Raw genomic sequence first — 25790 nt, forward strand, 5'->3', positions numbered from 1 at the left:
AAGCAGGTTCGTTCGTGTCCCAGGATCCTCTGGAGCAGACGGAGAACGTCGACCCCACCCAGCCCGACGCCGACGGCGCCGAGGCTGACCTCGACGTGCCCGCGGACGCGGACACCACCGAGCCGGCCGAGGACGGCGCGACCGAGACGTCGGAGCCCGAGGAGGGCACGGACGACGCGAGCGCCGACGAGGTCGAGGACCCGGCCGAGGAGCTGCGCCGCACGCTGCGCGGGCAGCTCGGCGACTGGTACGTCATCCACTCGTACGCCGGTTACGAGAACCGTGTGAAGGTCAACCTGGAGAACCGCACCCAGAGCCTGAACATGGAGGACTACATCTTCCAGGTCGAGGTCCCCATGGAGGACGTGACCGAGATCAAGAACGGGCAGAAGAAGTCCGTCCGTCGCGTGCGGATCCCCGGGTACGTCCTGGTGCGGATGGACCTCACCGACGAGTCGTGGGGCGCCGTGCGCCACACGCCCGGCGTGACCGGCTTCGTGGGCCACACCCACCAGCCCGTCCCGCTGTCCATCGACGAGGTCTTCGGGATGCTCGCCCCCACGATGCTCGAGGAGGCGCCGGCGAAGCCCGCCGCGGCCGCCGCGAAGAGCGGTGGGGCGGCCGCCCAGCCCGCCATCGAGGTCGACTTCGAGGTCGGCGAGTCGGTCACCGTCACGGACGGCCCGTTCGACACGCTGCCCGCGACGATCTCCGAGATCAACGCCGAGGCCCAGAAGCTCAAGGTCCTCGTCTCCATCTTCGGCCGGGAGACCCCGGTCGAGCTGTCGTTCAACCAGGTCGCCAAGCTCTGACCGACGCACCGGTCCTCCGGTGCGCCGCCCGAGCGGCAACCCCTGCAACCGGGTCATCGCCCACGGCGTCGGCCCACGATCAGAAAGTAGATGCACCATGCCTCCCAAGAAGAAGGTCGCCGGCCTCATCAAGCTCCAGATCCAGGCCGGGGCCGCGAACCCGGCCCCGCCGATCGGCCCCGCGCTGGGTCAGCACGGCGTGAACATCATGGAGTTCTGCAAGGCCTACAACGCGGCGACCGAGTCGCAGCGCGGCAACGTCGTGCCGGTGGAGATCACGGTCTACGAGGACCGCTCCTTCACCTTCATCACGAAGACGCCGCCCGCCGCGGAGCTCATCAAGAAGGCCGCCGGCGTGGCCAAGGGTTCGTCGACCCCGCACAGCGCCAAGGTCGCCCAGCTCACGCAGGACCAGGTCCGCGAGATCGCCGAGACCAAGATGCCGGACATCAACGCGAACGACATCGAGGCCGCGAAGAAGATCATCGCCGGCACCGCCCGCTCCATGGGCATCACCGTCGCGGAGTGACGGAGTCGCTCGGCGGCCGCACGAGCCGCCGAGCGACGCACCGTCCGGCCCCCTGCGGGGCCGGACGGACGACGAAGACCCGACGACCGCCGTCGGGCACGTGGGAGGGTCCGCGCCGACCCGACGACCACGACTGCAGCAAGGAGAACGCAGATGGCACAGCGCAGCAAGGCGTACCGCGCCGCCGCGGCGAAGATCGACCGCGACAACCTGTACACGCCGCTCGAGGCCGTGAAGCTCGCCAAGGAGACCGCCTCGAAGAACGCGGACGCGACCGTCGAGGTCGTCCTGCGGCTGGGTGTCGACCCCCGCAAGGCGGACCAGCTGGTCCGCGGCACCGTGAACCTGCCGCACGGGACCGGTAAGACCGCCCGCGTGATCGTGTTCGCGAACGCGGCCAAGGCCGAGGAGGCCGTTGCGGCCGGCGCCGACGAGGTCGGCGGCGACGAGCTCATCGCCAAGGTCGCCGGTGGCTACACCGACTTCGACGCGGCCGTCGCGACCCCCGACCTCATGGGCAAGGTCGGTCGTCTCGGCAAGGTCCTGGGCCCGCGTGGTCTCATGCCGAACCCCAAGACCGGCACCGTGACCATGGACGTCACCAAGGCCGTGTCCGACATCAAGGGCGGCAAGATCGAGTTCCGCGTCGACAAGCACGCGAACCTGCACTTCATCATCGGCAAGGCCTCCTTCGACGACACCGCGCTCGTGGAGAACTACAGCGCCGCGCTGGACGAGATCCTGCGTCTGAAGCCGTCGGCCTCGAAGGGCCGCTACATCTCCAAGGCGACGCTGTCGACGACGTTCGGTCCGGGCATCCCGCTCGACCCGTCCAAGACGACGAAGCTCACCGAGGCCTGATCCTCGGTCACCGTCCGAAGGGCCCGGCATCCTCCTCGTGAGGGTGCCGGGCCCTTCGTCGTGCAGGGCGGACTTTTCTCCGACCGGGATGTATCACCAGGCTCGACGCCACCTCCCTGCTGATGACGAACGCCGAGCGGGGGTGAAATCGGATGGGTCACGACACCGGCGACCGCGGGCGGCAGGAGGCCGCCCTAGGCTCGTGGTGTCCGCCGGAGCCGGACAGCACCACGCCTACACCGCGAGGAGACATGACGCGTCCTGCCGAGACCTCCAGCCTGGGGGACCGCGCCGCCGAGGCGCTGGTCGAGTACCGCGAGGGCCGGTCCGACGCCCTGACCGACTTCGTCCGTGAGGCGACGCCGATCCTCTGGCGCACCGTCCGCTCGCAGGGCGTGCCCCGGGAGACCGCCGACGACGTGGTGCAGCAGACGTGGGCGGCGCTCGTGCGTCACGCGGACTCGATCAGCGAGCCGCAGGCGACGCTGAAGTGGCTCCTCGTCACCGCGCGCCGTGCCGCGTGGGAGTCGGTGCGCAAGCACCGGACCGACGACATGCGTCGCACGGGACTGCCCGACGACGACGCCGAGACCACGACGACGCTGCCGGACGCCGCGCCGGGTCCGGAGGCGGAGCTGCTGCGCAACGAGCGTGACCGGACCCTGTGGGACGCGCTGCGTGAGCTGCCGGCACGGTGCCAGGAGCTGCTGCGCCTCGTGTCGCTCGCCGACCGCCCCGACTACAAGGCCATCTCCGCCGCGATCGGGATGCCGGTCGGGAGCATCGGCGCCACCCGGGGGCGGTGCCTGGCCAAGCTGCGCACCGTCCTGACCGAACGAGGGGAGACCTCATGGACATGACCGAGTTCGACGACGTGCCGGGTGCCGACGCACCGCTGGACGCGTCCGACGCCGCCCTGCTCGCGCGTGTCGCGGAGCTGGACGACCGCCTCGACCCCGTCCCGGACGGGCTGGCCGAGCGGGCTCTCTTCGCCATGACGCTGGCCGGGCTCGAGACCGAGGTCATGGAGCTGCAGGTCGTCGAGGCCCCCGTCGGCTCGGTCCGCAGCGAGGCGCCGGTGGAGACCCGCACGATCACCTTCACGCACGAACGCCTCACGGTGATGATCGCGCTCTCCGTAGGTTCGGCTGCCGGGACCGTGCGTGTCGACGGCTGGATGGCCCCGGCCGAGGTCCTGCAGGTCGAGCTGCGCCGGCCCGACGGCACCCGCGCCACGCTGTCCGACGCGGACGGCCGGTTCGTCCTCGACGACGTCCCGCGCGGGCCTGCGAGCCTCCTCGTCCACCAGGGCGAGACGCCGGTGACGACACCGGTGATCGAGCTCTGACCTGCATCCAGCTCCCGGCGCGCACCGACGCGCGCCGCCGTCCTTGGAGGACACCGTGACGGAGACCCCTGGTCCCACCGCACCCGTCGACCCGCCGATCAGGTACCTCGACCCGAGCACCGTCCGCCGCCGACCGGGGCGTGGCGGTGTGGAGTCGACCTGGTACGTCGCCGACCGGCTGATCGTGCACGGCGAGGTCCCGCCGGAGATGTGGGCCCGGAGCCGCCGGATCCCCGATCCCGGGGCGCCCGGCATCACCCTGTACGAGGTCGAGCCGGCGGAGTCTCCCGCCACCCGTGTCGAGGCCGAGTCCCGTCGTCAGGGGTGCCGGATCCGGCTCGGCGTCCGCGAGGGCGCCGACGAGACCGTGCAGAGCCTCTACCTGCTCACCGAGAGGCCGGACGTCCAGCCGGACGCCTGGGAGCTGCGGGAGGCGGACCTCGACGACGAGTCCACGGCGTGGCGGCTCAGCCTCGACCACGTCATGACCACCCAGCCGTTCACCTCCCATCCCTTCACGTCGCACCCGTTCACGTCGCACCCGTTCACCTCCCACCCGTTCACCTCCCATCCCTTCACGTCGCACCCGTTCACGTCGCACCCCTTCACCTCCCATCCCTTCACGTCGCACCCGTTCAGCGGCATGGCCGAGTACGCCGTGCCGGGCCGGGGCGGCCGCACGCCGGTCGCCTGGCAGGGGGGACGCCCCGCCCGGACGCCGCACGACGACGAGCGCCGGATGCCCGACGGCACCCCTCGGCCGGTGGTGGCCGTCGTCGACACCGGCCTGGGGAGCCACCCCTGGTTCGGCACCTACAGCCTCCAGCCGGGCGGGAGCACCGGGAACGGGGTCGTCCTGCGCGACGTGCTCCATCCCGACGGCCGACCGATCGGCACCTATCCGGTGCCCGGCCAGGGGCAGGACGACGCCGAGATCGGGGGCACGTCCGCGGCGCCCCTGACGGGGCCGCTCGACCCGGTCGCGGGGCACGGCACCTTCATCGCCGGGATCGTCCACCAGATCTGTCCCGACGCGCGGATCCTGCCGGTCCGGGCCGTCGGCGGGACGGGCGTGGGCATCGAGTCCGAGGTCATCGAGTCCCTGGAGCGGCTCGTGGCGTACCAGCGTGCGGCGCTCGAGGGCGACGGCGAGCCCGTCGACGTCGTCGTGATCTCCATGGGCTACTACCACGAGCGTCCCGAGGACCTCGAGATCGACCATCCGCTCCGTCGCGTCCTCGACGCCCTCGGAGAGTCGGGTGCTGCCGTCGTGGCCGCCTCGGGCAACGACGGGTCGACCCGTCCCGAGTACCCCGCGGCGTTCGCGCCTGCCGGGGACCGGCGCGCCCAGCCGCCCGTCACCGTCCCGGAGGAGCGTGAGCGGCGGAGCACCCCGTTGCCGGCGGTGCTGGCCGTCGGCGCGCTCAACCCGGACGGGACCACCGCCCTCTTCAGCAACGACGGCGAGTGGGTGACCCACATGCGACCCGGGGCGGCGGTCGTCAGCACCGTTCCGACGACCCTCGACGGACCGCTGACCCCGTCCGTCCGGCTCAAGGAGCGGCTCGGCGACGGGCACCGGGCCACCATCGACCCCGAGGGTTTCGACGGCGGGTTCGCCTCCTGGAGCGGCACCTCGTTCGCCGCGCCGGTGGTCGCGGCCGAGATCGCGCAGCATCTGCTCGACGCCCGATCGGGTGCCGGAGGTCGCCGGGGGCGTGCCGGGAGACGACTGGACGACCGGGCCCGTCGACGCGAAGATGTATGGGGGGCGATCGCGCAGGTCACGGGCGGGCCTGCCGGCGCACGTTAGGCGGTCCGCCCTCGAACCAGGGGATGTGGACGTGGACGGCGAGCTGGCATCGATCCGGAGCGAGGTCGAGGCCGCGCGCGAGCAGGCGCGCAGCCGCCGCCGCTTCGTCCGGGCGGCCCGTCAGTACCGGGCGGCGCTGCAGCGGCTCGACGGGCTCGGGGCGGCGAGGGCCGGGGCGGACGACGTCCGCGCGGTCCGGGCGCGCGCCCTGATCGGACTCGCGTCGTGCGAGACGGAGCGGGGTACCGAACCGTCCCGGACGCTGGCGCTCCTGGACGAGGCGCAGCGCTGCGCGTCGCAGGGGGGCGACACCGCGATGGTGGCGACGGTGCGCGGCAACCGGGGTCTCCTGCTCCTGCGCACCGGCGACGTCGTGGCGGCCCGCCGTGAGTTCGACGCCGCCGTCGCCGGCCTCGACGACCCGCGCGAGCTGGTGCCCGTGCTGCTCAACCGGGGCACGCTCCACCTCGAGACCGGCGCGTTGGACGAGGCGGTCGCCGACCTCGAGCGCTGCCGGGACCTCGCCACGAACGCCGCCGAGGCCGTGTTCCGTCCGATGGCCGAGCACAACCTGGGCTACGCCCGGTACCTGCGCGGTGACCTGCCCGCCGCACTGCGCTCGATGGACGACGCGGCACAGGTGGCTCCGCCCGAGCACGCGGGCGTCGGTCTCATGGACAAGGCGGTCGTGCTCTTCGAGGCGGGGCTCCTCACCGACGCGGAGGACACGCTGCGGCGCGCCGTCGACCTCCTCACCGTGGACGGTGCCTCCCGGGACCTGCTCGACGCCCTGCTCGCGCGGTCGCGCTGCCTCGTGGGCCTCGGAAGGCACGACGAGGCGCTCGAGCTGGCCCGCGATGCGCGGGGGAGAGCACGCCGGGCCGGGCACCAGGTGCTCGAGATCGTGGCCGCCGTGGCAGTGCTCGAGGCGCGGCACGGGCTGCTGCTGGAGTCAGGGGAGCACCGGGACCTCGATCGGCTGGCGGCCGACGCGGTCGAGCTCCACGACGCCGCGTGCCGGGTCCCCGGGACGGAGCGTGCGCGGGTCGACGTGGCGCTGATCGCGGCCGACGTGCTGGTCCGTACCGGGCGGCCCGCCGAGGCGGACGCGTGGCTGGCACGACTGCCCCGTGCTGCGGAGCTGCCCCTCGGCACACGCGTCAGCGTCGAGGTCGTGCGGGCCCGGGAGGCGTTCGGCGCGGGCGACCGCCGCGCAGGTCTGGCCGCCGTGCGACGTGGCCAGCGGCTGCTCGCCAGCCAGCGGCTCCGGCTCGGGGCGGTGGAGGCCGTCACGGCGGCGGCCGCGCACGGTGTGCGGCTGCAGGCCGTGGACGTCGAGGCGGCCCTGCGCACCGGGCGTGCGGACGCCGTCTTCGACGCGGTGGAACGGGGCCGGGCGACCTTCGCGGGTGCCGGCCGGGTGCGCCCGTCGGCCGACGAGGAGACCGCGGCCCTCGTCGTCGAGGCACGCCGGCTCCTGGAGAGGGCCCGTGTCGTCGGTGCCGACGACACGGACGAGGAGGCCGGACTGCTGCGGGACGCCCGACGCCTGCAGGACCGTGCCCGCCACCGCGCGTGGCACGCGAGCGGCGACGCCGAGGTGCCGCTCCCGACGACGGTGCGCCGGTTGCGGGGCGCCCTGCGCGACGCCGGGTCCGAGGGGGCCGTCGTCGACCTGGCGCTGTACCGCGGCCGGGTGCTCGCGGTCCGGGTGGACGCGAGCGGGACGTCGCTCCACGACGTCGTCGACGTCGACGAGGTACGCGAGCGGTGCCGGCGGGTCCAGGCGGACCAGCGGATCCTCGCGAACCGGCTGATCCCGGAGCCCTTGCGGGAGGCGGCTCTCGGCTCGCTCGCGACGGATCTCGACTGGCTCGACCGCACGCTGCTCGGAGAGCTCGACCTGGCGGGTCGGCCGCTGTACGTGGCGGCGCGGGACCGCCTGGCCTCGCTGCCCTGGGGTGCCCTGCCGTCGCGCCGGGGGGCGGCCACGCTCGTCAACTCGTGGGTGGCGCCGGCACGGCAGGGGCGGCGGTCCGGCCCCGCGCTGGTCGTGGCCGGCCCGGACCTGGCGGACGCCGACCGGGAGGCGTGGGCGGTGGCGGACGTGTGGCACGACGCCACGGTGCTGGTGGGTGCGGAGGCGACGTGCGACGCCGTCCGCGCGGGGATGGCGGACGCCTCGATCGTGCACCTCGCCACCCACGGTACGCACGAGCAGGACAACCCGGTCTTCTCGAGCGTCCGGCTCGCCGACGGCCCGCTGTTCGCCCACGAGCTGGACGGCACCGACCTCGGCGGGATGGTCGTGGTGCTCTCGTCCTGCGACGTCGGCGTCGGCAGCACCCACGTCGGGGGAGAGCCGCTCGGCCTGACGAGCGTCCTGCTGCGGCTCGGGGCGCGGGCCGTCATCGCCTCGGTCGCCCCGTTGCGGGACGACGTGGCTCGTCGGGTCATGCCGGTGCTGCACCGCGAGCTGTGCGGCGGTGCGTCACCCGCGACGGCTCTCGCCACGGCGGTGGCCGGCGAGGAGGAGCCGATCCCCCTCGTCTGCTTCGGCCCGCTCGACGTGGGCTGACCCCCCGCCCGGCCCGCGGGGGGCGTCCCGACCGGGTCCGGCCGGTGCGGCGGGGTGTGACCAGCGCCTCGTCGGGGACGGACGACGCCTCGTGGCGCGTCGTGTAGAGTGCTCGGGTAACCCAAGACCGCCGGTCGTCCCAGGCTGCCCGGAGCTCGCTCCGAGACGCCGAAGACCGAAGTCCCGCCAACGTGCGGAGGCCTGCGCAGGTGACACGACGACGATCTCCCGGTTCCGGCCGTGAGCATCCGAGCCCCGTGCGCCTGCGCCGGGGCTCTTTCTCGTTTCCGGGGTGACCGGTGGCTCCACCACCGGAAGGATTGCCATGGCGAGGCCGGACAAGGCAGCCGCTGTCGCAGCGATCGCGAACAGGCTTCGCGACTCCAACGCGGCCGTGCTGACCGAGTACCGCGGGCTCTCCGTCGCCCAGCTCCAGGAGCTGCGTCGGTCGCTCAGCGGCAACGCAACCTACGCCGTGGTGAAGAACACGCTGACCAGCATCGCGGCCAAGGAAGCCGGTGTCGAGGGTCTCGACGCCGACCTCCAGGGTCCCTCCGCGATCGCGTTCGTGACCGGTGACCCGGTCGAGGCCGCGAAGGGTCTGCGTGACTTCGCCAAGGCGAACCCCGCACTGGTCATCAAGGGCGGTGTCCTCGAGGGGAACGCCCTGACCGCTGCGGAGATCACGAAGCTCGCGGACCTCGAGTCCCGCGAGGTTCTGCTGGCCAAGGCGGCCGGCGCGATGAAGGCGAAGATCAGCCAGGCTGCCTACGCCTTCAACGCCAAGCCGACCCAGGTCGCCCGAGTCATCGATGCCCTGCGTCAGAAGCAGGAATCGGCGGGCGCTGCCGCCTGATCAGGCGGACGCGCTGGAACACAACCCCTGCTTCTGGTGGGCCGACCGGCCCGCGAAGCGCTGAATGAAAGGAACGCCATCATGGCGAAGCTCAGCACCGAAGAGCTCCTGTCCGTCTTCGAGGAGCTGACCCTCATCGAGCTCTCCGAGTTCGTGAAGGCCTTCGAGGAGAAGTTCGACGTCACCGCTGCCGCTCCGGCCGCCGCGGTCGTGGCCGGCGCCCCCGCCGGTGGCGACGAGGGCCCCGCCGAGGAGGAGCAGTCCGAGTTCGACGTCATCCTCGAGGGTGCCGGCGACAAGAAGATCCAGGTCATCAAGGAGGTGCGCGCGCTCACGTCCCTCGGCCTGAAGGAGGCCAAGGACCTGGTCGACGGCGTGCCGAAGCCGGTTCTGGAGGGTGTCGACAAGGACGCCGCCGAGAAGGCCAAGGAGCAGCTCGAGGGCGCCGGCGCCACCGTCTCCCTCAAGTGAGGCTCGCGGCATGAGCCGCACCCACCGATGATCCGGTCCGCCGGACGTCGCACGAAGGCCCGTACCCCCCGGGGGTGCGGGCCTTCGTTGTGCACGGGGTGGGCCGGCGGTGCCACCCCGGTGTGACGCACGGCTCGTCCGAGGGGTCTGGCGACTTCGTGCCCGGCGGAGTAACGTGATGAGGCACCGTTTCTTGGGCGGCATATGGCGGCCACCGAGACAACGTCCTCAGAACCGACGGAACCCGAGGACGTCCTGCTCGCGTGCCGGCGCGGGGTGGACAAGTCCGAAGGTTTCGGCTACGCTAGCGCTTTGCGCTCGCCTGTGCCCAGACGTTCCCCCCGCCGATGACACCCCGCCTCCCGAATCACCTGTCGTGACCCCTGGGACGGTCTCCTCGCCCGCGGTTCGGACGTCCGCGGCACGACTGAGCGTACAGCGTGCCATCGAACTGCAGGGAAGGACCCCTCTTGGCTGCCTCGCGCACCCCTTCTGCTCCGTCCGCCGACGCTATCGCGAACCGTACCGCCTCCCGCCGACTTTCGTTCGGCCGGATCCACGAGCCCCTTCAGGCGCCGGACCTGCTCGGCCTCCAGCTCGACAGCTTCGACTGGCTGCTGGGCAACGAGTCCTGGCGAGCTCGGGTCGAGGCCGCGATCGAGGCCGGACGCCACGACGTCCCTGGTACCTCCGGTCTGGAGGAGATCTTCGAGGAGATCTCCCCGATCGAGGACTTCGGTCAGTCGATGTCCCTGTCCTTCGCCAACCACCGCTTCGAGCCGCCGAAGTACACGGTGGAGGAGTGCAAGGAGAAGGACTTCACCTACTCGGCGCCGCTGTTCGTGACGGCCGAGTTCGTCAACTACACGACGGGTGAGATCAAGAGCCAGACGGTGTTCATGGGTGACTTCCCGCTCATGACCGACCGCGGCACCTTCGTCATCAACGGCACCGAGCGTGTCGTGGTGTCGCAGCTCGTCCGCTCGCCGGGCGTCTACTTCGAGCGCACGCCGGACAAGACCAGCGACAAGGACGTCTTCTCCGCGAAGATCATCCCGTCGCGCGGTGCCTGGCTCGAGTTCGAGATCGACAAGCGCGACGCCGTCGGCGTGCGCGTCGACCGCAAGCGCAAGCAGCCCGTGACCGTGCTGCTCAAGGCGCTCGGGATGACCGAGTCCGAGATCCGCGAGGAGTTCGGCGACTTCCCGACGATCCTCGACACCCTGGAGAAGGACCACGTCCACACCCAGGACGAGGCCCTGGTGGACCTGTACCGCAAGATCCGTCCGGGTGAGCCGCCGACGGTCGAGGCCGGTCGTGCGCTGGTCGAGAACTTCTACTTCAACCCGAAGCGCTACGACCTCGCGAAGGTCGGCCGGTACAAGCTGAACAAGAAGGTCGGCGTCACGGCCGAGCTGGACGAGAGCACGCTGTCCCTGGCCGACGTCGTCGCGACCATCAAGTACCTCGCCGCGCTGCACGCCGACAAGACCTCGATCCCGGGCACGCGGGACGGGCAGCCGCACGACGTGCGCGTCGAGACCGACGACATCGACCACTTCGGCAACCGCCGCATCCGCGCGGTCGGCGAGCTCATCCAGAACCAGGTCCGCACGGGCCTGTCCCGCATGGAGCGCGTGGTCCGCGAGCGGATGACGACCCAGGACGTCGAGGCGATCACGCCGCAGACCCTGATCAACATCCGTCCCGTCGTGGCCTCGATCCGCGAGTTCTTCGGCACCTCCCAGCTGTCGCAGTTCATGGACCAGAACAACCCCCTCGCCGGTCTGACGCACAAGCGGCGTCTGTCGGCGCTGGGTCCGGGCGGTCTGTCCCGTGACCGCGCCGGCATGGAGGTCCGCGACGTCCACCCGTCGCACTACGGCCGCATGTGCCCGATCGAGACGCCGGAAGGCCCGAACATCGGTCTGATCGGCTCGCTGGCCTCGTTCGGCCGGATCAACGCCTTCGGCTTCATCGAGACGCCGTACCGCAAGGTCCTGGCCGGCAAGGTCACCGACGAGGTCGTCTACCTCACCGCGGACGACGAGGACAGCTACGTCATCGCCCAGGCGAACACGACGCTGAACGAGGACGGCTCCTTCGCGTTCGACCGCGTCCTGGTCCGCACCAAGGGCGGCGAGACCGACGACGTCCCGGCGTCCGAGGTCGACTACATGGACGTCTCGCCGCGGCAGATGGTCTCGGTCGCCACCGCGCTCATCCCGTTCCTCGAGCACGACGACGCCAACCGTGCGCTCATGGGCGCCAACATGCAGCGTCAGGCCGTGCCGCTCGTGCGCTCCGAGGCGCCGCTGGTCGGCACCGGCATGGAGCGTCGCGCCGCGATCGACGCCGGCGACGTCATCGTCGCGACCAAGCCCGGTGTCGTCACCCAGGTGTCGGCGGACCTCATCACGGTCGAGAACGACGACGCGACGACGACCACCTACCGGGTGGCCAAGTTCCGCCGCTCGAACCAGGGCACGAACTACAACCAGCGCGTGCTGGTCGACGCCGGCCAGCGGGTCGAGGTCGGCTCCGTGCTGGCCGACGGCCCGGCCACCGACGAGGGCGACCTCGCGCTCGGCCGCAACCTGCTCGTGGCGTTCATGTCGTGGGAGGGCCACAACTACGAGGACGCGATCATCCTGTCGCAGCGCCTCGTGGAGGACGACGTGCTGTCCTCGATCCACATCGAGGAGCACGAGGTCGACGCCCGCGACACCAAGCTCGGGCCCGAGGAGATCACCCGGGACATCCCGAACGTCTCCGAGGACGTCCTGGCCGACCTCGACGAGCGCGGCATCATCCGCATCGGTGCCGAGGTCGGCGCCGGCGACGTGCTGGTCGGCAAGGTCACCCCCAAGGGCGAGACCGAGCTGACCCCCGAGGAGCGCCTGCTGCGCGCGATCTTCGGCGAGAAGGCGCGCGAGGTGCGCGACACCTCCCTGAAGGTGCCGCACGGCGAGTCCGGCACCGTCATCGGCGTGCGCGAGTTCAACCGGGAGGACGGCGACGAGCTGCCCGCCGGCGTGAACCAGCTCGTGCGGGTCTACATCGCCCAGCGCCGCAAGATCACCGTCGGTGACAAGCTCGCCGGCCGTCACGGCAACAAGGGCGTCATCGCGAAGATCCTGCCGCAGGAGGACATGCCGTTCCTGCCGGACGGCACCCCGGTGGACATCGTGCTGAACCCGCTCGGTGTGCCCGGCCGCATGAACGTCGGCCAGGTCCTCGAGACGCACCTCGGCTGGGTCGCCAGCCGTGGCTGGGACGTCGAGCTGGCCGAGGGCGACGACCTCGAGTGGCGCGACGAGCTGCCCGAGCACGCGCGCACCTCCGAGCCCGGCCGCCCGGTGGCGACGCCGGTGTTCGACGGTCTCGAGGAGCACGAGCTCCGCGGTCTGATCTCGACCACGCTGCCGAACCGCGACGGCGACCGCATGGTCGGCCTGGACGGCAAGGCGCCGCTGTTCGACGGTCGTTCCGGCGAGCCGTTCCCGGACCCGGTCGCGGTGGGCTACATGTACATCCTGAAGCTCCACCACCTGGTCGACGACAAGATCCACGCGCGCTCGACCGGCCCGTACTCGATGATCACCCAGCAGCCGCTCGGTGGTAAGGCGCAGTTCGGCGGTCAGCGCTTCGGCGAGATGGAGGTGTGGGCGCTCGAGGCGTACGGCGCCGCGTACACCCTCCAGGAGCTGCTCACGATCAAGTCCGACGACATCCCGGGCCGCGTCAAGGTCTACGAGGCGATCGTCAAGGGCGAGAACATCCCCGACTCGGGCATCCCGGAGTCCTTCAAGGTCCTCCTCAAGGAGATGCAGTCGCTCTGCCTGAACGTCGAGGTGCTGTCCAGCGACGGCTCCTCGATCGAGATGAAGGAGTCTGACGACGAGGTGTACCGCGCCGCGGAGGAGCTCGGCATCGACCTCTCCCGCCGCCCGAACTCGGCGACCACCGTCGACGAGATCTGATCCAGCGACCAGCTGATCCACGGAATCATCCGAAAAGCTTTGAGGAAGTAGGACATCTTGCTCGACGTCAACGTCTTCGACGAGCTGCGTATCGGCCTGGCCACGGTCGACGACATCCGTTCCTGGTCGCACGGTGAGGTGAAGAAGCCCGAGACCATCAACTACCGCACCCTGAAGCCGGAGAAGGACGGGCTCTTCTGCGAGAAGATCTTCGGCCCCACCCGGGACTGGGAGTGCTACTGCGGCAAGTACAAGCGCGTGCGCTTCAAGGGGATCATCTGCGAGCGCTGCGGCGTGGAGGTCACCCGCTCCAAGGTGCGCCGTGAGCGCATGGGGCACATCGAGCTGGCCGCCCCGGTCACGCACATCTGGTTCTTCAAGGGTGTGCCGTCCCGCCTGGGCTACCTGCTCGACCTCGCCCCGAAGGACCTGGAGAAGGTCATCTACTTCGCGGCCTACATGATCACGTGGGTCGACGACGAGGCCCGCCAGGAAGACCTCCCGAACCTCCAGAACGAGATCGACCTGGAGAAGAAGGAGATCACCGACCGGCGCGACAACGACATCAACATCCGTGCCACCAAGCTCGAGAGCGAGCTCGCCGAGCTCGAGGCCGAGGGGGCCAAGGCGGACGCGCGCCGCAAGGTCCGCGACGCCGCCGAGCGCGAGATGGCGCAGCTGCGCAAGCGTGCCGACCAGGAGCTGGACCGCCTCGAGCAGGTCTGGGACCGGTTCAAGAACCTCAAGGTCGCCGACCTCGAGGGCGACGAGATGCTGTACCGGCAGCTCGTGGACCGCTACGGCACGTACTTCGAGGGCGCCATGGGTGCCCAGGCGATCCAGAAGCGTCTGGAGAGCTTCGACCTGGACGCCGAGGCCGAGTCGCTGCGCGAGACCATCCGCAGCGGCAAGGGCCAGCGCAAGACGCGTGCCCTCAAGCGGCTCAAGGTCGTCAACGCGTTCCTGACGACGACGAACTCGCCGACGGCCATGGTGCTCGACGCCGTGCCGGTCATCCCGCCGGACCTGCGCCCGATGGTGCAGCTCGACGGTGGCCGCTTCGCGACGTCGGACCTGAACGACCTGTACCGCCGCGTCATCAACCGGAACAACCGCCTCAAGCGGCTCCTGGACCTGGGCGCGCCGGAGATCATCGTCAACAACGAGAAGCGGATGCTGCAGGAGGCCGTCGACTCGCTGTTCGACAACGGCCGCCGTGGCCGTCCGGTCACCGGGCCGGGCAACCGACCGCTGAAGTCGATCTCCGACATGCTCAAGGGCAAGCAGGGCCGGTTCCGTCAGAACTTGCTCGGCAAGCGCGTCGACTACTCGGGCCGTTCGGTCATCGTGGTCGGCCCGCAGCTCAAGCTGCACCAGTGCGGTCTGCCGAAGCAGATGGCGCTCGAGCTGTTCAAGCCGTTCGTCATGAAGCGTCTGGTCGAGCTCAACCACGCCCAGAACATCAAGTCGGCCAAGCGCATGGTCGAGCGCACCCGCCCCGTGGTGTGGGACGTCCTCGAAGAGGTCATCACCGAGCACCCGGTGCTGCTCAACCGTGCGCCCACGCTGCACCGTCTGGGCATCCAGGCGTTCGAGCCGCAGCTCGTCGAGGGCAAGGCCATCCACCTGCACCCGCTCGTGTGCGGCGCGTTCAACGCCGACTTCGACGGTGACCAGATGGCGGTCCACCTGCCGCTGAGCGCGGAGGCGCAGGCCGAGGCCCGCATCCTCATGCTCTCGAGCAACAACATCCTCAAGCCGTCGGACGGCCGTCCGGTGACCATGCCGTCGCAGGACATGATCATCGGTCTGCACCACCTGACGGCCGAGCGGCCCGGTGCCGTCGGTGAGGGTCGCGTCTTCGGCACCCAGGCGGAGGCCATCATGGCCTTCGACCGGGGCGAGCTGGACATCAACGCGTCGATCAAGATGCGCATGTCCGACCTGGTGCCGCCGCGCCACGGCTTCGAGGCCCCCGAGGGCTGGGAGCCCGGCCAGCAGCTGCTGTTCGAGACCACCCTCGGCCGGACGCTGTTCAACGAGGCGCTGCCGACCGACTACCCGTTCCAGAACGAGGTCGTCGGCAAGAAGGAGCTCTCGGCGATCGTCAACGACCTCGCCGAGCGCTACCCGAAGGTCGACGTCGCGACGTCGCTGGACGCGCTCAAGGACGCCGGCTACCGGTGGGCCACGCGGTCGGGCGTGACGATCTCGATCTCCGACGTGGCGATGCCCGTGGAGAAGAACGAGATCCTCGACGAGCACGAGGCGCGTGCGCTGAAGGTGCAGGGCCAGTACGAGAAGGGCCTCATCACCGACGACGAGCGTCGCCAGGAGCTCATCGAGATCTGGACGCAGGCGACCGACAAGATCGCCGCCGTCATGCGGGACAACCTCGAGAACGACACCCGCAACACGCTCTACCGGATGGTCTCCTCCGGGGCGCGCGGTAACTGGATGCAGGTGCGTCAGATCGCCGGTATGCGCGGTCTGGTGGCCAACCCGAAGGGCGAGATCATCCCGCGCCCGATCAAGTCCAACTACCGCGAGGGTCTGTCCGTCCTCGAGTACTTCATCGCCTCGCACGGTGCCCGCAAGGGTCTGGCCGACACGGCGCTGCGTACCGCGGACTCCGGCTACCTCACCCGTCGTCTCGTGGACGTCTCCCAGGACGTCATCATCCGCGAGGAGGACTGCGGGACCGAGCGTGGTCTGATGCTGCCGGTCGCCGAGCGCATCGGCGACCAGCTCGTGCCGGACGGTCGCGTGGAGACCTCGATCTACTCGCGCACCTTCGCCACGCAGGTCGTCGCCCCCGACGGCACGGTCCTCGCGGAGCCGGGCAGCGACGCGGGCGACGTGATCATCGACCAGGTGATCGCCGCCGGCATCGAGGAGGTCAAGGTCCGGTCGGTCCTGACCTGCGAGTCGCGCGTCGGCACCTGCGCCAAGTGCTACGGCCGCTCCCTGGCCACGGGCAAGCTCGTGGACATCGGCGAGGCCGTCGGCATCATCGCGGCGCAGTCGATCGGTGAGCCGGGCACGCAGCTGACGATGCGTACCTTCCACACCGGTGGTGTCGCCTCCGCGGACGACATCACGCAGGGTCTGCCCCGTGTGACCGAGCTGTTCGAGGCCCGTACCCCGAAGGGTGAGGCGCCGATCGCCGAGTACACCGGTCGGGTGGCCATCGAGGACACCGAGCGGACGCGGCACCTGGTCCTCACCCCGGACGACGGCGGCGAGGAGATCCGGTACCCGGTCACCAAGCGTGCGCGCCTGCTGATCGCCGACGGCGACCACGTCGCGGTCGGTACCCAGCTGGTGCAGGGCGCCGTGGACCCGAAGAAGGTGCTGCGCATCCTCGGCCCGCGCGCCGCGCAGAAGCAGCTCGTGGACGCGGTCCAGGAGACCTACCGGTCGCAGGGCGTGGACATCCACGACAAGCACATCGAGGTCATCGTGCGCCAGATGCTGCGTCGCGTGACCGTGCTGGACGCCGGTGACTCCGACCTGCTGCCCGGTGAGCTCGCGGAGCGGGTCCGCTTCGAGGACGCCAACCGTGCGGCCGTGGCGGAGGGTGGCCAGCCGGCCGCCGGCCGTCCGGAGCTGATGGGTATCACGAAGGCTTCGCTCGCCACCGACTCGTGGCTCTCGGCGGCCTCCTTCCAGGAGACCACCCGGGTGCTCACCGAGGCGGCGATGAGCGGGCGTCGTGACCCGCTGCTGGGCCTCAAGGAGAACGTCATCATCGGTAAGCTCATCCCGGCCGGTACGGGGCTGTCCCGCTACCGGAACATCGAGGTCGAGCCGACCGAGCAGGCCAAGGCGGAGCTCTACCCGAGCTTCGGCTACGACGAGATCGACTTCCCGACGCTCGGCATGGGCTCGGGCGAGGCGATCCCGCTGGAGGACCTGGACTTCGGCGACTTCCGCTGATCCTGTTCGACGGAGAGGCCCCGTCGTCGTGCCGCGAGGCGCGACGGCGGGGCCTTCCCGCGTCCTGGGCCGGCCCCGTCCCGATCGACCACCCGACCCGACCGGCCACCTCGGCCCGCGCGGTCCTACCGGCCGTCGCCCCGTCGTACCCGCCGGGTACGACGGGGCGACGCGGGGTACGACCCGGCGACCGTGGGCCGGCGTCCCGCGGGTGCCGGGCCGGCGGCGCGGCGTGCGGGTGGGCGACGGAGGTCACAGTGCCGCCCTCGTCTCATCCTTTGACCCCGCTTGCTTCCGCGGGTAATCTTGGAAGCCGTGCCCGTGCCGTCGCGCCGTGCATCCCGAGGGTCATCCGAGCTTCTGTCCGGACGACCCGACGAACACGCCGCCGACGATCGCACGAGCATCCCGGGAAGAACGCCCGCTCCTCCGTGGGGATCGTGGGCGCACCCCGGGCCATCGAGCCGGTGGTACGTGGCGTGGCGGTCCGTGAGGGCCGCGGGTGCCGCATGCGATCGGCGCGCACAAGCCAGTACAGACCACCAGTCGAGGGCCGGACGACGGTCCTCGAGAGCTCGAGAGACGACGGAGACGTAGTGCCTACGATCCAGCAGCTCGTCCGCAAGGGCCGGACCTCGAAGGCCGGGAAGTCGAAGACTCCGGCGCTCAAGGGTTCCCCGCAGCGGCGCGGCGTGTGCACCCGTGTGTACACCACCACCCCCAAGAAGCCGAACTCGGCGCTCCGCAAGGTTGCGCGTGTGAAGCTCTCCTCCGGCATCGAGGTCACCGCCTACATCCCCGGTGTCGGCCACAACCTCCAGGAGCACTCCATCGTGCTCGTCCGCGGTGGTCGTGTGAAGGACCTCCCCGGTGTCCGCTACAAGATCGTGCGTGGCGCGCTCGACACCCAGGGTGTCAAGGGCCGCCAGCAGGCACGTTCCCGGTACGGCGCGAAGAAGGAGAAGGCCTGATGCCCCGCAAGGGTCCGGCCCCCAAGCGGCCGCTCATCGTCGACCCCGTCTACGGGTCGCCCATCGTCACGCAGCTGATCAACAAGGTCCTGCTCGACGGCAAGAAGTCCACCGCCGAGGCGATCGTGTACGGCGCCCTCGAGGGTGTGCGTACCAAGACCGACCAGGACCCGGTCGTCGTTCTCAAGCGCGCGCTGGAGAACGTCCGCCCGGCTCTCGAGGTCCGCTCCCGCCGTGTCGGCGGTGCGACCTACCAGGTGCCGGTCGAGGTGCGCCCCTCGCGCTCCACGACGCTCGCCCTGCGGTGGCTCACCGACTTCTCGCGGGCCCGCCGCGAGAAGACGATGACCGAGCGACTCATGAACGAGATCCTCGACGCGTCGAACGGCCTGGGTGCCGCGGTCAAGCGTCGCGAGGACATGCACAAGATGGCCGAGTCCAACAAGGCCTTCGCGCACTACCGTTGGTGATGCGTGCTGACGACCTCGGGGAGTTCCCCGGGGTCGTCAGCCGCACCCGGATCCGGCTGCCGGCCGGCCTCCGGCACCGGTTTCCGACGTCCCACTGACCCGAGGGGTAAGACACCGTGGCACTCGACGTGCTGACCGACCTGAAGAAGGTCCGCAACATCGGCATCATGGCTCACATCGATGCCGGCAAGACCACCACCACCGAGCGCATCCTGTACTACACGGGTGTGAACTACAAGATCGGTGAGACGCACGACGGTGCGTCGACGATGGACTGGATGGAGCAGGAGCAGGAGCGCGGCATCACGATCACGTCCGCCGCGACGTCGTGCTACTGGAACGACAACCAGATCAACATCATCGACACCCCGGGCCACGTCGACTTCACGGTCGAGGTGGAGCGCTCGCTGCGCGTCCTGGACGGCGCCGTCGCCGTCTTCGACGGCAAGGAGGGCGTCGAGCCCCAGTCGGAGACCGTCTGGCGCCAGGCCGACAAGTACGACGTGCCGCGCATCTGCTTCGTCAACAAGATGGACAAGCTGGGTGCCGACTTCTACTTCACGGTGAAGACGATCGTCGAGCGCCTCAAGGCCAAGCCGCTCGTGCTCCAGCTCCCGATCGGCGCCGAGAACGACTTCATCGGCGTCGTCGACCTGCTGACCATGAAGGCGCTGGTCTGGCACGGCGAGACCCAGCTGGGCGAGACCTACGAGGTCGAGGAGATCCCGGCGGACCTCCAGGCCAAGGCCGAGGAGTACCGCAACGAGCTCATCGAGTCCGTCGCGGAGTCCGACGAGGACCTCCTCGAGAAGTACCTCGGCGGCGAAGAGCTGACGGTCGACGAGATCAAGTCCGGCATCCGCAAGATGACGGTCAACTCCGAGGCCTTCCCGGTGCTGTGCGGCTCGGCGTTCAAGAACAAGGGCGTGCAGCCCATGCTCGACGCCGTGATCGACTACCTGCCCTCCCCGTTCGACGTCCCGGCCGTCCAGGGCCACGACGTCAAGGACGAGGAGAAGGTCATCGAGCGTCACGCGGACGCCACGGAGCCGTTCTCGGCCCTGGCGTTCAAGGTCGCCGTGCACCCGTTCTTCGGCAAGCTGACCTACGTCCGCGTGTACTCGGGCAAGGTGGAGCAGGGCGCCCAGGTGCTCAACACCACCAAGGGGAAGAAGGAGCGCATCGGGAAGCTCTTCCAGATGCACTCCAACAAGGAGAACCCCGTCCCCGAGGCGCAGGCCGGTCACATCTACGCCTTCATCGGGCTCAAGGACGTCACCACCGGTGACACCCTGAGCGCGCCCGAGGCGCCGGTCATCCTCGAGTCGATGACCTTCCCCGAGCCGGTCATCGACGTCGCGATCGAGCCGAAGACGAAGGCCGACCAGGAGAAGCTCTCGACGGCGATCCAGAAGCTCGCCGACGAGGACCCGACGTTCCGCGTCAAGCTGGACGAGGAGACCGGCCAGACCGTCATCGGCGGTATGGGCGAGCTCCACCTGGACATCCTCGTGGACCGCATGAAGCGCGAGTTCAAGGTCGAGGCCAACGTCGGCAAGCCGCAGGTCGCGTACCGCGAGACGATCCGTCGCAAGGCGGAGAAGATCGACTACACGCACAAGAAGCAGACCGGTGGTTCGGGTCAGTTCGCGAAGGTCATCGTGAACTTCGAGCCGCTGGAGACCACCGCCGAGGGCGAGCTGTACGAGTTCGCCAACGAGGTCACCGGTGGTCGTGTGCCGCGCGAGTACATCCCGTCGGTGGACGCCGGTATCCAGGCGGCCATGCAGCAGGGTGTCCTGGCCGGCTTCCCGGTCGTCGGCGTCAAGGCCACGCTCCTCGACGGTGCGTACCACGACGTCGACTCCTCGGAGATGGCGTTCAAGATCGCCGGCTCCATGGTGTTCAAGGAGGGCGTCAAGCGGGCCGACCCGGTCCTGCTCGAGCCCGTCATGGCCGTCGAGGTCCGTACGCCCGAGGAGTACATGGGCGACGTCATCGGCGACATCAACTCGCGGCGTGGACTGATCCAGTCCATGGAGGACGCGACCGGCGTCAAGGTCGTGCGCGCCCAGGTACCGTTGAGCGAGATGTTCGGGTACATCGGTGACCTGCGTTCCAAGACGCAGGGCCGCGCCGTGTACTCGATGCAGTTCGACAGCTACGCCGAGGTCCCCAAGGCCGTGGCTGACGAGATCATCAAGAAGACCCGGGGCGAGTGAGTCCCCACAGGTCGAACACCTGCACAACCATCAACCTGTAGGAAACCGCAACGCCCCGAGGGTTAGGCTTGATCGGCCGACACTCGCAATCGTTCGGAACATCTACCCAAGTCCCAGGAGGACCCAGTGGCTAAGGCCAAGTTCGAGCGGACCAAGCCGCACGTCAACATCGGCACGATCGGTCACGTCGACCACGGTAAGACGACGCTGACCGCCGCGATCTCGAAGACCCTCGCGGAGACGTACCCGGACCTGCCGGCGAACCAGCTCCGCGCCTTCGACGAGATCGACGCCGCGCCGGAGGAGAAGCAGCGCGGTATCACGATCAACATCGCGCACATCGAGTACGAGACGCCGAACCGTCACTACGCGCACGTCGACGCGCCGGGTCACGCCGACTACATCAAGAACATGATCACCGGTGCCGCCCAGATGGACGGCGCGATCCTCGTGGTCGCCGCGACCGACGGTCCGATGGCGCAGACCCGCGAGCACGTCCTCCTGGCCCGCCAGGTCGGCGTCCCGTACCTGCTCGTCGCGCTGAACAAGTCCGACATGGTCGAGGACGAGGAGCTCCTCGAGCTCGTCGAGATGGAGGTCCGCGAGCTGCTGTCGTCGCAGGACTTCGACGGCGACAACGCCCCGGTCATCCGCGTCTCCGGCCTCAAGGCCCTCGAGGGCGACCCCGAGTGGACCAAGAAGGTCCTCGAGCTCATGGAGGCCGTGGACGAGAACGTCCCCGAGCCGCAGCGTGACCTCGACAAGCCGTTCCTCATGCCGATCGAGGACGTCTTCACCATCACCGGTCGCGGCACCGTCGTCACCGGCAAGGTGGAGCGCGGCTCGCTCGACATCAACTCCGAGGTCGAGATCGTCGGCATCCGTTCGCCGCAGAAGACGACCGTCACCGGTATCGAGACCTTCCACAAGCAGATGGACCAGGCCCAGGCGGGCGACAACACCGGTCTGCTGCTGCGCGGTCTCAAGCGTGAGGACGTCGAGCGCGGTCAGGTCGTCGTGAAGCCGGGTTCGATCACCCCGCACACCAACTTCGAGGCCCAGGTCTACATCCTGGCCAAGGACGAGGGCGGCCGTCACAACCCGTTCTACTCGAACTACCGTCCGCAGTTCTACTTCCGGACCACGGACGTCACCGGTGTCATCGAGCTGCCCGAGGGCACCGAGATGGTCATGCCGGGCGACAACACCGACATGACGGTCGAGCTGATCCAGCCGATCGCCATGGAGGAGGGCCTCGGCTTCGCCATCCGCGAGGGTGGCCGCACGGTCGGTTCCGGCCGTGTCACCAAGATCCTCAAGTGATCTGCTGATCACCTGGTGATCCCGGAGCCCTAGGCTCCGCCGGTCCTCCGAGGCCCGGGCCCCGCGCGGGTCCGGGCCTCGGATGCGTCCGGCGTCACAGTACGAGGGGTTGGTTTCCCGGCTCCTCGTATGGCAAGATGTACAAGTTGCCTGTCACGGGCGCGTTCTTTCTCGTGTCGAACAGTGTGTAGCACCACGGTGCCGCCGGGACCTCTGGTCTGCGGTGGCGTCGGGCGCGACCTCCCCCCGGGGGAGTCGTGGGATGCCGGCTGTCGACGCGCACGAGCGCCCCACGGACACATGTCTTCGACAGGCTTGGCATACGTCGTGGCCCGCACCGCGGGCCACACCCACGGCCCCCATGCCGGACAGGTATGCGCACGGTTCTGTCGCACAAAGCGACACGCCCGAGCGCGGGGGTCGGACAGTAGCGGTTCGAGAGAGAGAGTCAGACGACGCCATGGCGGGACAGAAGATCCGCATCCGGCTCAAGTCCTACGACCACGAGGTGATCGACAGCTCGGCGCGCAAGATCGTCGACACGGTCACTCGCGCTGGTGCGACGGTCGTGGGCCCGGTGCCGCTGCCGACGGAGAAGAACGTCTTCACCGTCATCCGGTCGCCTCACAAGTACAAGGACAGCCGTGAGCACTTCGAGATGCGTACTCACAAGCGGCTGATCGACATCATCGACCCCACGCCGAAGGCTGTCGACTCGCTGATGCGCATCGACCTGCCGGCCGACGTGAACATCGAGATCAAGCTCTGAGGCTGGAAGAGATCATGACCAACCAGCAGAAGAACGTGACCGCGGTGCTCGGCACCAAGCTCGGCATGACGCAGACGTGGAACGAGGACGGCAAGCTCGTCCCGGTCACCGTCGTGGCCGTCCCCACCAACGTGGTGACGCAGGTCCGCAACGCGGACTCCGACGGCTACGCGGCCGTCCAGCTCGCCGCCGGCCAGATCGACCCGCGCAAGGTCACCAAGCCGCTCAAGGGCCACTTCGAGAAGGCCGGCGTCACGCCGCGCCGTCACGTGGCCGAGATCCGTACCGACGACTCCGCCGAGTACACGCTCGGCCAGGAGATCACCGCCGAGGCCTTCGAGGCCGGCGTGCTGGTCGACGTCGTCGGCACCACCAAGGGCAAGGGCACCGCCGGTGTCATGAAGCGCCACGGCTTCTCCGGTGTGGGTGCCTCCCACGGTGCGCACCGCAACCACCGCAAGCCGGGTTCGATCGGTGGCGCCGCCACGCCCTCGCGCGTCTTCCGCGGCATGCGGATGGCCGGTCGCATGGGCAACGCCCGCAAGACCGTCCAGAACCTGACCGTCCACGCGGTCGACGCGGAGAAGGGTCTGCTGCTCGTCACGGGCGCGGTCCCGGGTCCCAAGGGCGGCATCGTCCTCGTCCGTACCGCCGCGAAGGGAGCCTGAGACCGATGGCTAACCTGACCGTCGACGTGCTCGACGCCACGGGCAAGAAGGCCGGCACCGCCGAGCTCCCCGCCGAGGTGTTCGACGTCGCCACGAACGTCCCGCTGATCCACCAGGTGGTCGTCGCGCAGCGCGCGGCCTCCCGCCAGGGGACGGCCGCCACCAAGACCCGCGCCGAGGTGCGCGGCGGTGGCAAGAAGCCCTACAAGCAGAAGGGCACCGGTCGCGCCCGCCAGGGTTCGATCCGCGCCCCGCAGTTCGCCGGTGGTGGCACCGTCCACGGCCCGCAGCCGCGCAAGTACGACCAGCGCACGCCGAAGAAGATGAAGGCCGCCGCCCTGCGCGGTGCCCTCTCCGACCGTGCCCGCGCCGGCCGCGTCCACGTGGTCTCCGGGTTCGGCATCGACGACAAGCCGTCGACCAAGGCCGCGCTCGGCACCATCTCGGCGCTCACCGACCGCACGCACGTGCTGGTCGTCACGGAGCGTTCGGACGAGCTGACGATCAAGTCGCTGCGGAACCTGGAGCAGGTCCACCTGCTGACCGCGGACCAGCTCAACACCTACGACGTCCTCGTCTCCGACGACGTCGTCTTCACCTCCGGTGCGCTCGAGGCGTTCCTGGCCGGCCCGGCGACGGGCAAGTCGGCCAAGGCCGTCGCGACCGAGACCGAGGCCGCGTCCGAGAAGGAGGCCACCAAGTGACCGCCGTGACGAAGGACCCGCGCGACATCCTGATCGCGCCGGTCGTCTCCGAGAAGTCCTACAACCTCCTCGACGAGGGCAAGTACACCTTCGTCGTGGACCCGGACGCCAACAAGACCGAGATCAAGATCGCGGTCGAGAAGGTCTTCGGCGTGAAGGTCGCCTCGGTGAACACGATCAACCGCAAGGGCAAGGCGCGTCGTACGCGCTTCGGCCTGGGCAAGCGCAAGGACACGAAGCGTGCGATCGTCACCCTCCGCGAGGGGTCGATCGACATCTTCGGCGGTCCGGTCGGCTGAGCCGCACGAGAGCAGATCGAGGACTACTTCCATGGGAATCCGTAAGCACAAGCCGACGACGCCCGGCCGCCGCGGCTCGAGCGTCGCCGACTTCGTCGAGGTCACCCGTTCGGAGCCGGAGAAGTCGCTGGTTCGTCCGCTGTCCAAGACCGGCGGCCGCAACAGCTCCGGCCGGATCACCACCCGGCACAAGGGCGGTGGCCACAAGCGCGCCTACCGCGTGATCGACTTCCGTCGTCACGACAAGGACGGCGTGCCGGCGAAGGTCGCGCACATCGAGTACGACCCGAACCGCACGGCGCGCATCGCGCTCCTGCACTACGCGGACGGCACGAAGCGCTACATCATCGCGCCGAACAAGCTCGCGCAGGGTGACACCGTCGAGGCCGGCCCCGGCGCCGACATCAAGCCCGGCAACAACCTGCCGCTGCGCAACATCCCGACGGGTACCGTCATCCACGCCGTCGAGCTCCGCCCCGGTGGCGGCGCGAAGATCGCCCGCTCCGCGGGCGCTTCGGTCCAGCTCGTCGCGAAGGACGGCCCCTACGGCCAGCTGCGCATGCCGTCCGGCGAGATCCGGAACGTGGACCTGCGCTGCCGCGCCACGATCGGCTGGGTCGGCAACGCCGAGCAGTCGAACATCAACTGGGGCAAGGCCGGCCGCATGCGCTGGAAGGGCGTCCGCCCGACCGTCCGCGGTGTCGTGATGAACCCCGTCGACCACCCGCACGGTGGTGGCGAGGGCCGCACCTCCGGTGGCCGCCACCCGGTGAGCCCCTGGGGCCAGCCCGAGGGCCGGACCCGTCGTCCGAACAAGCCCAGCGACAAGCTGATCGTCCGCCGTCGTCGCACCGGCAAGAAGCGCTGAAAAGGAGCCTGACAGATGCCTCGTAGCCTGAAGAAGGGCCCCTTCGTCGACGACCACCTGCAGAAGAAGGTGGACGCTCAGAACGAGAAGGGGACCAAGAACGTCATCAAGACGTGGTCCCGCCGGTCGGTCATCACGCCCGACTTCCTCGGCCACACCTTCGCCGTCCACGACGGTCGCAAGCACGTCCCGGTCTTCGTGACCGAGGCCATGGTGGGTCACAAGCTGGGCGAGTTCGCCCCCACGCGGATGTTCCGCGGCCACGTGAAGGACGACAGGAAGGGTCGCCGCCGCTGACCCCGGTCA

21 protein-coding genes are annotated in these 25790 nt (G+C 69.7%); all 21 read left to right on the forward strand.

Going from position 1 to position 25790, the window contains the following annotated elements:
• Positions 1 to 14 precede the first annotated feature (14 nt).
• The 21 genes from nusG to rpsS all read left to right on the forward strand — a co-directional run bounded on the left by nusG (position 15) and on the right by rpsS (position 25781).
• Complete coding sequence (gene nusG / locus Q6347_RS04265; RefSeq protein WP_171246425.1) at positions 15 to 812, forward strand: transcription termination/antitermination protein NusG; 798 nt, start codon at positions 15 to 17, stop codon at positions 810 to 812.
• 97 nt (positions 813 to 909) lie between these two features.
• Positions 910 to 1341, forward strand: coding sequence for a 50S ribosomal protein L11 (gene rplK, locus Q6347_RS04270; protein ID WP_304602523.1), 432 nt, complete (start codon positions 910 to 912; stop codon positions 1339 to 1341).
• Positions 1342 to 1494: 153 nt separating this feature from the next.
• Positions 1495 to 2202, forward strand: a complete 708-nt coding sequence (gene rplA / locus Q6347_RS04275) for a 50S ribosomal protein L1 (protein WP_171246423.1) — start codon at positions 1495 to 1497, stop codon at positions 2200 to 2202.
• 251 nt (positions 2203 to 2453) lie between these two features.
• Positions 2454 to 3062, forward strand: a complete 609-nt coding sequence (locus Q6347_RS04280; protein ID WP_246246411.1) for an RNA polymerase sigma factor — start codon at positions 2454 to 2456, stop codon at positions 3060 to 3062.
• Entirely contained in the window at positions 3053 to 3550 is a 498-nt protein-coding gene (locus tag Q6347_RS04285) for a hypothetical protein (protein ID WP_171246421.1), read from the forward strand. The genes Q6347_RS04280 and Q6347_RS04285 overlap by 10 nt, the downstream gene beginning before the upstream one ends.
• A gap of 55 nt (positions 3551 to 3605) precedes the next feature.
• Positions 3606 to 5363 (forward strand): S8 family serine peptidase, encoded by a 1758-nt coding sequence (locus Q6347_RS04290; RefSeq protein WP_304606769.1) that lies wholly within the window; start codon positions 3606 to 3608, stop codon positions 5361 to 5363.
• A 31-nt stretch (positions 5364 to 5394) separates the two neighbouring features.
• The gene (locus tag Q6347_RS04295) at positions 5395 to 7941 is read left to right on the forward strand and encodes a CHAT domain-containing protein (protein ID WP_304606770.1); all 2547 of its coding nucleotides are present in this window, start codon (positions 5395 to 5397) and stop codon (positions 7939 to 7941) included.
• Between the two features lie 325 nt (positions 7942 to 8266).
• Positions 8267 to 8797 carry a 50S ribosomal protein L10 gene (gene rplJ, locus Q6347_RS04300; protein ID WP_171246418.1) on the forward strand — a complete coding sequence of 177 codons (531 nt, stop codon included), beginning with the start codon at positions 8267 to 8269 and terminating at the stop codon, positions 8795 to 8797.
• Between the two features lie 81 nt (positions 8798 to 8878).
• Positions 8879 to 9268, forward strand: coding sequence for a 50S ribosomal protein L7/L12 (rplL, locus tag Q6347_RS04305; protein WP_171246417.1), 390 nt, complete (start codon positions 8879 to 8881; stop codon positions 9266 to 9268).
• A gap of 470 nt (positions 9269 to 9738) precedes the next feature.
• On the forward strand, positions 9739 to 13251 hold the full coding sequence (gene rpoB / locus Q6347_RS04310) for a DNA-directed RNA polymerase subunit beta (RefSeq protein WP_304602520.1): 3513 nt from the start codon (positions 9739 to 9741) through the stop codon (positions 13249 to 13251).
• 57 nt (positions 13252 to 13308) lie between these two features.
• The gene (locus Q6347_RS04315; protein ID WP_304606771.1) at positions 13309 to 17190 is read left to right on the forward strand and encodes a DNA-directed RNA polymerase subunit beta'; all 3882 of its coding nucleotides are present in this window, start codon (positions 13309 to 13311) and stop codon (positions 17188 to 17190) included.
• Positions 17191 to 17786: 596 nt separating this feature from the next.
• Positions 17787 to 18161: a 30S ribosomal protein S12 gene (gene rpsL, locus Q6347_RS04320; RefSeq protein WP_106267324.1), complete on the forward strand. Its 375-nt coding sequence runs from the start codon at positions 17787 to 17789 to the stop codon at positions 18159 to 18161.
• Positions 18161 to 18631, forward strand: coding sequence for a 30S ribosomal protein S7 (rpsG, locus tag Q6347_RS04325; RefSeq protein ID WP_171246414.1), 471 nt, complete (start codon positions 18161 to 18163; stop codon positions 18629 to 18631). The genes rpsL and rpsG overlap by 1 nt, the downstream gene beginning before the upstream one ends.
• 116 nt (positions 18632 to 18747) lie before the next feature.
• Positions 18748 to 20853 carry an elongation factor G gene (gene fusA / locus Q6347_RS04330; RefSeq protein ID WP_171246413.1) on the forward strand — a complete coding sequence of 702 codons (2106 nt, stop codon included), beginning with the start codon at positions 18748 to 18750 and terminating at the stop codon, positions 20851 to 20853.
• A 126-nt stretch (positions 20854 to 20979) separates the two neighbouring features.
• Positions 20980 to 22176 carry an elongation factor Tu gene (gene tuf / locus Q6347_RS04335; protein ID WP_171246412.1) on the forward strand — a complete coding sequence of 399 codons (1197 nt, stop codon included), beginning with the start codon at positions 20980 to 20982 and terminating at the stop codon, positions 22174 to 22176.
• Positions 22177 to 22636: 460 nt separating this feature from the next.
• Positions 22637 to 22945, forward strand: coding sequence for a 30S ribosomal protein S10 (gene rpsJ, locus Q6347_RS04340; RefSeq protein WP_013837837.1), 309 nt, complete (start codon positions 22637 to 22639; stop codon positions 22943 to 22945).
• A 14-nt stretch (positions 22946 to 22959) separates the two neighbouring features.
• Complete coding sequence (gene rplC / locus Q6347_RS04345) at positions 22960 to 23613, forward strand: 50S ribosomal protein L3 (RefSeq protein ID WP_171246411.1); 654 nt, start codon at positions 22960 to 22962, stop codon at positions 23611 to 23613.
• Between the two features lie 5 nt (positions 23614 to 23618).
• Positions 23619 to 24317: a 50S ribosomal protein L4 gene (gene rplD / locus Q6347_RS04350; protein ID WP_304602519.1), complete on the forward strand. Its 699-nt coding sequence runs from the start codon at positions 23619 to 23621 to the stop codon at positions 24315 to 24317.
• Positions 24314 to 24616: a 50S ribosomal protein L23 gene (rplW, locus tag Q6347_RS04355; protein WP_171246409.1), complete on the forward strand. Its 303-nt coding sequence runs from the start codon at positions 24314 to 24316 to the stop codon at positions 24614 to 24616. Before rplD ends, rplW begins: the two co-directional genes overlap by 4 nt.
• A 31-nt stretch (positions 24617 to 24647) precedes the next feature.
• Complete coding sequence (rplB, locus tag Q6347_RS04360; protein WP_171246408.1) at positions 24648 to 25484, forward strand: 50S ribosomal protein L2; 837 nt, start codon at positions 24648 to 24650, stop codon at positions 25482 to 25484.
• Positions 25485 to 25499: 15 nt separating this feature from the next.
• On the forward strand, positions 25500 to 25781 hold the full coding sequence (gene rpsS, locus Q6347_RS04365; protein WP_171246407.1) for a 30S ribosomal protein S19: 282 nt from the start codon (positions 25500 to 25502) through the stop codon (positions 25779 to 25781).
• The last annotated feature ends 9 nt before the right edge of the window (positions 25782 to 25790 follow it).

The sequence above is a fragment of the Isoptericola sp. b408 genome, from assembly GCF_030588085.1.
GTDB lineage: Bacteria > Actinomycetota > Actinomycetes > Actinomycetales > Cellulomonadaceae > Isoptericola > Isoptericola sediminis.

What these genes read in the sequence shown, in the direction of transcription:
- rplK (WP_304602523.1), top strand. Translation starts at nt 910, where the DNA reads ATGCCTCCCAAGAAGAAGGTCGCCGGCCTCATCAAGCTCCAGATCCAG.
- rplA (WP_171246423.1), top strand. Translation starts at nt 1,495, where the DNA reads ATGGCACAGCGCAGCAAGGCGTACCGCGCCGCCGCGGCGAAGATCGAC.
- Q6347_RS04280 (WP_246246411.1), top strand. Translation starts at nt 2,454, where the DNA reads ATGACGCGTCCTGCCGAGACCTCCAGCCTGGGGGACCGCGCCGCCGAG.
- Q6347_RS04285 (WP_171246421.1), top strand. Translation starts at nt 3,053, where the DNA reads ATGGACATGACCGAGTTCGACGACGTGCCGGGTGCCGACGCACCGCTG.
- rplJ (WP_171246418.1), top strand. Translation starts at nt 8,267, where the DNA reads ATGGCGAGGCCGGACAAGGCAGCCGCTGTCGCAGCGATCGCGAACAGG.
- rplL (WP_171246417.1), top strand. Translation starts at nt 8,879, where the DNA reads ATGGCGAAGCTCAGCACCGAAGAGCTCCTGTCCGTCTTCGAGGAGCTG.
- rpsG (WP_171246414.1), top strand. Translation starts at nt 18,161, where the DNA reads ATGCCCCGCAAGGGTCCGGCCCCCAAGCGGCCGCTCATCGTCGACCCC.
- rpsJ (WP_013837837.1), top strand. Translation starts at nt 22,637, where the DNA reads ATGGCGGGACAGAAGATCCGCATCCGGCTCAAGTCCTACGACCACGAG.
- rplC (WP_171246411.1), top strand. Translation starts at nt 22,960, where the DNA reads ATGACCAACCAGCAGAAGAACGTGACCGCGGTGCTCGGCACCAAGCTC.
- rplD (WP_304602519.1), top strand. Translation starts at nt 23,619, where the DNA reads ATGGCTAACCTGACCGTCGACGTGCTCGACGCCACGGGCAAGAAGGCC.
- rplB (WP_171246408.1), top strand. Translation starts at nt 24,648, where the DNA reads ATGGGAATCCGTAAGCACAAGCCGACGACGCCCGGCCGCCGCGGCTCG.
- rpsS (WP_171246407.1), top strand. Translation starts at nt 25,500, where the DNA reads ATGCCTCGTAGCCTGAAGAAGGGCCCCTTCGTCGACGACCACCTGCAG.